The organism is Methylobacterium sp. WL69, assembly GCF_008039485.1.
GTDB lineage: Bacteria > Pseudomonadota > Alphaproteobacteria > Rhizobiales > Beijerinckiaceae > Methylobacterium.
In genome coordinates, this window is sequence record NZ_VRUZ01000054.1 from 17,845 (window position 1) to 27,624 (window position 9,780).

At 71.3% G+C, this 9,780-nt stretch carries 6 protein-coding genes; 5 read left to right on the plus strand and 1 reads right to left on the minus strand.

Going from position 1 to position 9,780, the window contains the following annotated elements:
* Positions 1–6: 6 nt before the first annotated feature.
* Positions 7–1,167 (minus strand): putative zinc-binding peptidase, encoded by a 1,161-nt coding sequence (locus FV218_RS14855; RefSeq protein ID WP_056092831.1) that lies wholly within the window; start codon positions 1,165–1,167, stop codon positions 7–9.
* A 372-nt stretch (positions 1,168–1,539) separates the two neighbouring features.
* Here FV218_RS14855 and FV218_RS14860 point away from each other — a divergent pair, with 372 nt between their 5' ends.
* The 5 genes from FV218_RS14860 to FV218_RS14880 all read left to right on the plus strand — a co-directional run.
* A complete protein-coding gene (locus FV218_RS14860; RefSeq protein WP_147710431.1) occupies positions 1,540–4,809 on the plus strand; it encodes a transglutaminase family protein in 3,270 nt (1,089 codons plus the stop codon).
* A complete protein-coding gene (locus FV218_RS14865) occupies positions 4,806–7,325 on the plus strand; it encodes a circularly permuted type 2 ATP-grasp protein (protein ID WP_147710432.1) in 2,520 nt (839 codons plus the stop codon). The genes FV218_RS14860 and FV218_RS14865 overlap by 4 nt, the downstream gene beginning before the upstream one ends.
* On the plus strand, positions 7,322–8,239 hold the full coding sequence (locus FV218_RS14870; RefSeq protein ID WP_147710434.1) for a transglutaminase family protein: 918 nt from the start codon (positions 7,322–7,324) through the stop codon (positions 8,237–8,239). The genes FV218_RS14865 and FV218_RS14870 overlap by 4 nt, the downstream gene beginning before the upstream one ends.
* A 125-nt stretch (positions 8,240–8,364) precedes the next feature.
* The gene (locus FV218_RS14875; RefSeq protein ID WP_147710436.1) at positions 8,365–8,643 is read left to right on the plus strand and encodes an acyl carrier protein; all 279 of its coding nucleotides are present in this window, start codon (positions 8,365–8,367) and stop codon (positions 8,641–8,643) included.
* Between the two features lie 15 nt (positions 8,644–8,658).
* On the plus strand, positions 8,659–9,780 hold a 1,122-nt coding region (locus FV218_RS14880), incomplete at its 3' end, for an AMP-binding protein (RefSeq protein ID WP_147710438.1).

The following is a 9,780-nucleotide window of genomic DNA, read 5'->3' on the forward strand; positions in this document are numbered from 1 at the left end:
GAACGTTCACACGTTCGGCGCCGCGACCCGCTTGCGCAGTCCGGTGATGACGGCCTTCAGGATTTCCGAGCCGGCCTCGTCGCTGTCGATCCCGTGCCCGATGGAGCGCATGGACACGATGCGCTCGTGGACGAAGGACAGCTTGGCGATGACCGCCGGCGTCAGCTTGAACGGGTAGAGCGCCGGCTGTCCCATGCTCCGGCTCAGGGAGTTCACCGCGTAGGTGAGCGGCAGCCACGCTTCCACCAGGCGGCTGAAATCCGGGATCTGGTAGGGATCGTAGTCGATCACCACGGGGTCCGCCGGACCGTTGCGCAGGCGCGGCCGCACGTGGAGCTCGAAGGTGCCGGCCGTCTCCACCGTATCGACGATGTGGAGATACTGTGCCCAGGTCTCGGCGAAATCCTCCCACGGATGGCTGGTGGCGTAGGCGCTGACGTAGGATTCCTCCCAGTTCTCCGGCGCGCCGTCGCGGTAGTGCCGCTGGAGCGCCCGGCCGTAATTGTCGCGCTCGTCCCCGAACAGCGACCGGAACGTCCACAGGCTCTGGTCGAAGCGCACCAGGACGTTCCAGAAATAATGTCCGATCTCGTGGCGGAAGTGCCCCAGGAGCGTGCGGTAATACTCGCCGAACAGCGTCCGCCGGCGCTCGCGCTCGACGTCGTCGGCCTCGGCGATGTTGAGGGTGATGACCCCGCCGCGGTGGCCGGTGAGCACCGGCGGCCCGATGCGATAGCTCTCGGACGGATCGACGAGGAAGTCGAAGGCGAGGCCCGTGGTCGGATTCTCCGCCCGCGTCATCAGCGGCAGGTTGAGCCGCAGGAGGGAGTAGAACAGCCGGTGCTTGGCCGCCTCGATCTGGCGCCAGCGCGTGAGGTTCCAGGTGACGCCGAGGTCGGGCACCACGCGGTTGTGGCGACAGGCGGTACAGTACGCCTCCGGCATGTCTTCGGGCACGAGCCAGTTGCAGGCCCCGTGCGCGGCGTTGGCGCAGAACCGGTATTTCCGGGCCGGATTGGCATAGGCGTGCCAGTGCGTGCCCACGGGCTCCAGCGCCGACATCTCGTGCATCTCGCCGACGTAGCCGAGGCGCCGCTGACAGCTCTCGCAATCCGTGCTCTCGAAGCTGACCGGCTGGTCGCAGGCCTGGCACTGGAAGATCTTCATGCTGCCGTCTCGATGCCCGAACCCTGCCACCCCTGCGCGCCGCATCCCGCCGCGGGCGCTCCGCCCCCGGCAAGGGGAGGAAAGCCGTCCCATCCGGCTAAGTTCCCGCCCGGTTCGCTGTGGCCCGATCATGCACGGAACTTGCTTACGGACTCGCTTCGATGCGACGTCGGTGTGCGGCGGTGCTTTCGCGCCACGAGCCCGACGCGACGGCGCACCATCACCGACCCCATCGCCCGCGGGAGACCGTTGGCGTATGGCTGGAACACTGCATCCCCGGGTGCACCGCAGGGCGGTGGCCCGGCCCCTCGCAGCCGCACCGGGCGTCCCATCGCCCACGCGGCTCCACGCCCTGGTACTGCGGGAGTCCCCGTGTCGATCAAAGCCGCCCTGCACCACGTCACGCACTACACCTACGACCGGCCGATCGCGCTGGGTCCGCAGGTGATCCGCCTGCGGCCGGCGCCGCATACGCGCACGGCCGTGCCGGCCTACTCCCTGAAGGTCCTGCCCGAGAATCACTTCATCAACTGGCAGCAGGACCCCAACGGCAACTGGCTCGCCCGGCTGATCTTTCCGGAGAAGACCCGCGAGTTGAAGATCGAGGTCGATCTCACCGCCGACATGTCGGTGATCAACCCGTTCGACTTCTTCGTCGAGGACTACGCCCAGGCGCGGGGCTTCACCTATGCCGACGACCTCACGGCGGAACTGAAGCCCTACCTCGTCCTCGACGACGCCATGGCGCCCGAGGTCGACGACTTCCTCACCCGCCTGCCGGCCGAGCCGAACACGGTGCTGTTCCTCGTGGCCCTCAACGCCCAGGTGGCGGGGGAAATCACCTACGGCGTCCGCCTGGAGCCGGGCGTGCAGACCGCGGCCGAGACCCTGACCCTGAAGAGCGGCTCGTGCCGCGACTCGGCGTGGCTGATGGTGCAGATCCTGCGCCGCCTCGGGATGGCTGCCCGCTTCGTGTCCGGCTACCTCATCCAGCTCATTCCCGACACCACCGCCGTCGACGGCCCCGTCGGCACCGCCGCCGATTTCACCGATCTGCACGCCTGGGCCGAGGTCTACCTGCCCGGCGCCGGCTGGATCGGCCTCGACGCCACCTCCGGCCTCCTCTGCGGCGAGGGCCACATTCCGCTGGCCGCGACGCCGCATTACAATTCGGCGGCGCCCATTTCCGGTCTCGCCGAGCCGGCCGAGGTCGAATTCGGCTTCGAGATGACCGTGACCCGCGTGGCCGAGGCGCCGCGCATCACCAAGCCGTTCTCCGACGAGGTCTGGGAGGCCATGGACGCCCTGGGCGACCGCATCGACGTGGATCTCGCCGAACAGGACGTGCGCCTGACCATGGGCGGCGAGCCGACCTTCGTCTCCATCGACGATTTCGAATCGGCCGAGTGGAACGCCGCCGCCGTGGGGCCGACCAAGCGGGGCCTCGCCGACAAGCTCATCCGCCGCCTGCGCACCCGCTTCGCCCCCGGCGGCATGCTCCATTACGGCCAGGGCAAGTGGTATCCGGGCGAGAGCCTGCCGCGCTGGGCCTTCGCCCTGTACTGGCGCCGCGACGGCGTGCCCGTGTGGAAGGATGCCGGCCTCATCGCCGCCGAGGACGGCCCGCGCACCGCCAATTCGACCCAGGCCAAGGCCCTCATCGACGGCGTCGCCGCGCGCCTCGGCCTCGGCCCCTACGTGTTCCCCGCCTTCGAAGACCCGGTCTACTGGACCGAGAAGCGCGACGAGTTGCCGGTCAACGTCACCACCTCGGAACCGATGTTCCCGAACCCCGAGACCAATGCCCGGATGGCGCGGGTGTTCGAGCGCGGTCTGGGCGAGGCCGCCGGTTACGCCCTTCCCCTGGCGAGCCTGCCCCTCGGCGAGGATGGGGCGGCGGATCGGGTCTGGATCTCCGAGGCCTGGGACTTCCGCCGCGGCCACGCCTTCCTCACCCCCGGGGATTCCCCCGTCGGCTACCGGCTCCCCCTGTCGTCCCTGCCCTACGTGCCGTCCGCGAACTATCCCTACTACCAGCCGCAGGACCCCCTCGAAGAGCGCGATGCCCTGCCCGAGGGCCATCCGGGCACGGAGACGGTCAACGGTTCGGGCGTCACCGGGGTCGCCGTCCGCACGGCCTTCGCGGTCGAGCCGCGCGACGGCGTGCTCCACGTGTTCATGCCGCCCCTGCAGCGGGTGGACGAGTACCTCGAACTCCTCGGCCACCTCGAAGCGGCGGCGGCGGCGCTGAAGCAGGCCGTGCACATCGAGGGCTACGAGCCGCCCTTCGACCCGCGCATGAACGTCATCAAGGTCACGCCGGACCCCGGCGTCATCGAGGTCAACGTTCACCCGGCCCCGTCCTGGCGCGACGCGGTGACCATCACCACCGAGCTCTACGAGGATGCCCGCCAGATCCGCCTCGGCGCGCAGAAGTTCATGACCGACGGCCGCCACACGGGAACCGGCGGCGGCAATCACGTGGTGCTCGGCGGCGCGACGCCCAACGACTCGCCGTTCCTGCGCCGGCCGGACCTCCTGAAGAGCCTGGTGCTGTACTGGCAGCGCCATCCGGCCATGTCCTACCTGTTCGCCGGCCTCTATATCGGTCCGACGAGCCAGGCCCCGCGCATGGACGAGGCGCGCCACGACGGGCTCTACGAGCTCGAAATCGCCATGGCGCAGGTGCCGAAGCCCGACGAGCCCAACATCCCGCGCTGGCTGGTGGACCGCATCTTCCGCAACATCCTCGTGGACGTGACGGGCAACACCCACCGCTCCGAGATCTGCATCGACAAGCTCTACTCGCCGGACGGGCCGACGGGGCGCCTCGGACTCCTCGAATTCCGCTCCTTCGAGATGCCGCCGGACCCGCGCATGAGCCTCGCGCAGCAATTGCTGCTGCGCGCCATCGTGGCGTGGCTCTGGCGCGAGCCGCAGGAGGGCGGCTGTGTCCGCTGGGGCACGGGCCTGCACGATCGCTTCATGCTGCCCCACTTCCTGTGGGCCGACTTCCTCGGCGTGCTGGAGGATCTCCGGGCCGCCGGCTACGACTTCGACCCCGCCGCCTTCGTCGCGCAGCGCGAGTTCCGCTTTCCGGTGTTCGGAACCGTGGAGCATGGCGGCGTGAAGCTGGAGCTGCGCCAGGCCCTGGAGCCCTGGCACGTGCTGGGTGAAGAAGGGGCCATCGGGGGGACCGTGCGCTACGTCGACAGTTCCGTGGAGCGGCTGCAGGTGAAGGTCGAGGGCTTCGTCCCCGGCCGGCACGTGATCGCCTGCAACGGCCGCCGCCTGCCGATGACCGGCACCGGCGTCTCCGGCGAGGCGGTGGCGGGCCTGCGGTTCAAGGCGTGGCAACCGGCCTCGTCGCTGCACCCGACGATTCCCGCGCACGCGCCCCTCACCATCGACATCCTCGATGCCTGGAGCGGGCGTTCCCTCGGCGGCTGCCGCTATCACGTCAGCCATCCGGGCGGGCGCAACTACGAGACCTTCCCGGTCAACACCTACGAGGCGGAGGGGCGCCGCCTCGCCCGCTTCCAGGCCCACGGCCACACCGCCGGCAGGATCGAGATGCCGGTGGAAGAGACCAATCGCGAGTTCCCCATGACCCTCGATCTGCGGAGCCCGGGCCCGCGATGAGTGATGCGGCCGAGGCGGAGGTCTCCGGGCGGGCGGAACGGCTGGCGCGCTGGACCTCCGGCTACCGGCCGCATCCGGGCGTGCCCGACGCGTTCATGGACCCGTCGGGCACGCCGCGCGTGGCCTGGACGCGGGTTCTCGACCGCCTCGGCGACCTCACCGAAGTAGACATCGCCGCCCGCTTCGTCTCGGCCGTGCGCCACATCCGCGACACCGGCATCTCGTACCGGATCTACGGCGACAAGCGCGATCACGCCTGGCCGCTGGGCTCCCTCCCCTTCGTGGTGGAGGCGGCCGACTGGCAGGATCTGAGTGCCGGCATCGTCGAGCGCGCCGAACTGATGGAGGCGATCCTCGCCGACATCTACGGCCCCGGCCGCCTCGTGGCCGACGGGCTGCTCCCGGCCGCCGTAGTCGCCGGGAGCCCGGAATTCATGCGGCCCGTCGCCGGGATCGCGCCGCCGGGCGGGCGCTTCCTCAAGCTCTACGCCGCGGACGTCACGCGCGGGCCCGACGGGCGCTGGCAGGTCCTGGCCGACCGCACCCAGTCCCCGTCCGGTCCGGGCTATGCCCTGGAGAACCGGATGGTGCTGACCCGCGCCTTCCCGGATCTCTACACCGATCTCCACGTCGAGCGCCTTGCCCCCTTCTTCCAGGCCTTCCGGCAGGGGCTGGCGCTCGGCGCGCAGCGCAGCGACCCGCGCATCTGCCTCCTCACCTCCGGGCCGTTCAGCTCGACCTATGTCGAGCAGGCGGTCCTCGCCCGCTATCTCGGCCTGCTCCTCGTCGAGGGCGACGACCTCGTGATGCAGGACGGGGCCCTGCACGTCCGCACCGTGTCGGGCCTGAAGCGGGCCGACGTGCTGTGGCGGCGCATCGATTCCGACTACGTCGATCCCCTCGAACTGAACCCCGCCTCCCGCCTCGGCGTGCCCGGCCTCATCGAGGGCCTGCGCAACGCCAGCCTCGTCGTCGGCAACATGCCGGGCTCCGGCATCCTCGAATCGGGCGCCCTCGCCGCCTACCTCCCGGGCATCGCCAGACGGGTCCTCGGGGGAGAGCCGCGGCTGTCGGGCCCGCGCACGTGGTGGTGCGGCGATCCTGACAGCCTCGCCCATGTGCGCGACAACCTCGACGCCCTGACCCTGCGGCCCGTGGCGACGCCGCCCAAGGGCATGGCCCGCGACGCGATCATGGGACCCCTCGCCTTCGGGGCCGACCGCGAACGCGTCGTCGCGGCCCTGCGCGACCGGCCGTTCGACTACGTCGCCCAGGAGCGTGCCCCCCTGGCGACCACGCCCGGCTGGGACCGGACCGGCGGCGCCCTGCGCCTCGTGCCCCGTCCCTTCGCCCTGCGGGTGTTCGCCGCCTTGACGCCGGACGGCTGGCGGGTGATGCCGGGCGGCTTCTGCCGCATCTCGGAGCGCGCCGACGTCGATCCCATCGAGATGCGCGCCGGCATCAAGGCCGCCGACGTGTGGATTCTGTCCGACGGGCCCGTCGAGTCGGTCCCCCTGATCCAGCCGGCCGCCCAGAAGGTCCGGCGGATCGCCGGCCACCTGCCCTCGCGGGCCGCCGACAACCTGTTCTGGTTCGGCCGCTACGTCGAGCGGGCGGAGGCGGTGATCCGCCTCGTGATCGCGCATCTCGGCAGCGTCGGCGCCGCCGTCATCACCGACCTGCCCGGCGACGCCAACTCGCCGACCTCCCTGCGCATCCGCGCCCTCCTCGACGAGTGGGGCGCCATCTCCGCCCCGGACCTGCCCACCGCCGCCCTGGCCCGGGAAGCGCTGAGCGGGCGCGAGGTCTACGGCTCGGCCCTCAGCCACGGCCTCTCCGCGCGGAGCAACGCCGCGATCCTGCGCGAACGCCTCTCGGGCGAGGCCTGGCGGGTGCTCGCCGACCTCAAGGACATCCTCGATATCGGCACGGAGCGGGCCTATTCCGAGGCCGAACTCGTCGGCGTCGCCGAGCGGGCGCTGGGTCTCATCGCCGCCCTGGCGGGGCTGGCTCAGGAGAACATGAACCGCACGGCCGGCTGGCACTTCGTCGATCTCGGGCGGCGCATCGAGCGGGTGATCAACACCTGCGCCTTCGCGACGCGATTCGTCGGCGACGGCGCCACCGCCGAGGATCTCGGCGTGATGCTGTCGCTCTGCGATTCGCACATCGCCTTCGGCGCGCGCTACATGCAGGGGGCCGCCCTCGATCCCGTGCGCGACATGGTACTCCTCGATCCGTTCAATCCCCGCTCCGTCGCCTTCCAGGTCGAGGCCATCGAGCGCCATCTCGCCAGTCTGCCGGTCCTGAGGGTCGACGGCCTGCCCGAGCCGCACCAGCGCCTCGCCGCCAAGCTGGCCGCGGAGTTCGCCACGGGCGAAGCGTCCGAGTTCGACGGGGCCGCCCTGGCGCGCCTGGAGAACGAGTTCGAGCACCTGGCCGACGCCATCGCGACCCGCTACTTCCCCAATGGCCCGCACGCCCTGCGGCCGGAAAAGCTCGTGGGTCTCGGGTGATCTACACGCTGCGCCACCTCACCACCTACCGCTACGCCCGGCCCGTGCCCTTCGCCCGCTGCGGCCTGCGGCTGCGGCCGACGGACGGCGAGGGCCAGACGGTCCTGGAGAGCGCCCTCGCGATCTCGCCCGAGCCGCGCCAGCGCGTGGTGCGCCGCGACTATTTCGGCCTCGACGTGGTGGCGGTGACCATCGACACGCCCCACACGGAGCTGCGCGTGGAATCGCTGTCGCGGGTCCTCGTCGAGCGCCCGCCCCTGCCCGATCCCGAATCCGGCCCGTCCTGGGAGCGGGTGCGCGACGACGCCCTGGCCCGGAGGTCCCTCGCCCCCGGCGCGCCGGTGCACTACCTGTTTCCGAGCATCCGCGTGCCCCTCGCCCCCGAGGTGACGGACTACGCGCGCGCGAGCTTCCCGCCCGGACGCAGCGCCTTTGGCGGCGCCTTCGACCTCATGCTGCGCATCCGGGCCGATTTCCGGTTCGACGCCAAGGCGACCTCCGTGCGGACGCCCCTGGCCGAATCCTTCGCCCTGCGGGCGGGCGTCTGCCAGGATTTCGCCCACATCATGATCGCGGGCCTGCGCGGCCTCGGTATTCCGGCCGCCTATGTCAGCGGCTATCTCCGGACGATTCCCCCCGTGGGACGCCCGCGCCTGCGCGGGGCGGATGCCAGCCACGCCTGGGTCTCGGTCTGGTGCGGCGAGGGCTGGATCGGCCTCGACCCCACCAACGGAATCGGCATGTGCGACGACCACATCGTCGTGGCGCGCGGGCGCGACTACACCGACGTCTCGCCCATCGACGGGATCGTCTCCTCCTCCGGCGCGCAGAAGCTGAAGGTCGAGGTCGACGTGGTGCCGGACGGCGAGCCGATGCCCGAGCACGCCCCGGCCGTGGAGGCGGAGCCGGCGTGAGCCCCCGTCGTCGAACCGCCGCGGGCGCATGGACAGGCGCGCCCCCCATGGCTTAAGCGCGGCTTGCGTCGGGAGGGCTGTCAGCGCGGCTCGCGTCCCTGCGGACGTCCGGTGGAGTGGGAACCTTGGTCGAGACACAGGACGGTGCGTCGCTCGACGACGCACGTGCGGCGATCCGCGCCTTCATCCTCGGGCGCAGTCCCGGCCTCGCGCCGGAAGCCGTCACCGGGCAGACTTCCCTGGTGACCAGCGACGCCCTCGATTCCATCGGCGTCCTCGACCTGATGATGGAGCTCGGCGACCGCTTCCGCTTCGAGATCGAAGAGGACGCGTTCGCCGTCGAACATTTCGAGAGCATCGACGCCCTGGCGGCCTACGTCGTGTCGAAGCGGCACCAAGCCTGACGCCATGAGGACCCCATGAGCGCGCCGACGCACGTCCGGGACCTGCTCGACGGGCCGGCCGGCGAGCGCATCGCCCTCGTGGCCGGCGCGGAGCAGCTGACTTACTCCGCCCTCCGCACCCGCGTCGCGGCCCTGGCGGACCAGCTGATCGGGGCCGGCATCGCGCCGGGCGACCGGGTCGCGGTCTGGCTGCCGAAATCCATCGGCGAATGCGTGGCCCTGTTCGCCGTCGCGCGGGCCGGCGCCGCCTTCGTGCCGATCCATCCGAGCCTGCGCCCGGCCCAGGTGCGCCACATCGTCGAGGATTGCGGCGCGCGCGCCCTGGTGACCGATGCCCACCTCCGCGCCACCCTGGCCGAGAGCCTCGCGTTGGAATCCGAGGCGCCGGGGAGCGAGGATGCCCTCCTGCTCCTCACCCTGGAGCGCCGGGACGGACCCGCTCCGCCGACCGATCTCGCGGCGATCCTCTACACCTCGGGGTCGACGGGTTTGCCCAAGGGGGTGATGCTCTCCCACGCCAACCTGCTCGCCGGCACCCGCATCGTTCGGACCTACCTGGGCCTCACGCCGGACGAGCGCATCCTGTCGGTGCTGCCCCTCGCCTTCGATTACGGCTTGAACCAGCTCCTCACCGCCGTCGAGCAGGGCGCCCGCCTCGTCCTCCTCGACGTCCGGTTCGGCGACGAGGTGGTGCGCGCCATCGAGACCCACGGGATCACCGGGCTCGCCGGGGTGCCGACCCTGTGGACCCTCCTGACGCGGGCGGCCCCCCGTCTGGCCACGGCCGATCTGGCGAGCCTGCGCTACCTCACCAATTCCGGCGGCGCCGTGCCCGTGGAGACCGTCGCGCGCCTGCGCCGCGCCCTGCCGCGGACCGACATCGTCCTGATGTACGGGCTCACGGAAGCGTTTCGCTCGACCTGGCTTCCCCCCGGCGAGCTCGACGCCCGGCCCGGCTCCATGGGGCGCGCCATCCCGGAGACCGAGATTTTCGCCGTCGCCGCCGACGGCCGGCGCACGCGGCCGGGCGAGCCCGGCATCCTGATGCATCGCGGCCCCACCGTGTCCCTCGGCTACTGGAACCGGCCCGAGGACACCGCCCGGGTGCTCGTGCCCGATCCCCGCGCCCCCGGCGGC

Coding starts and splice junctions, on each gene's coding strand:
- FV218_RS14865 (WP_147710432.1), top strand. CDS start 4,806: ATGAGTGATGCGGCCGAGGCGGAGGTCTCCGGGCGGGCGGAACGGCTG.
- FV218_RS14855 (WP_056092831.1), bottom strand. CDS start 1,167: ATGAAGATCTTCCAGTGCCAGGCCTGCGACCAGCCGGTCAGCTTCGAG.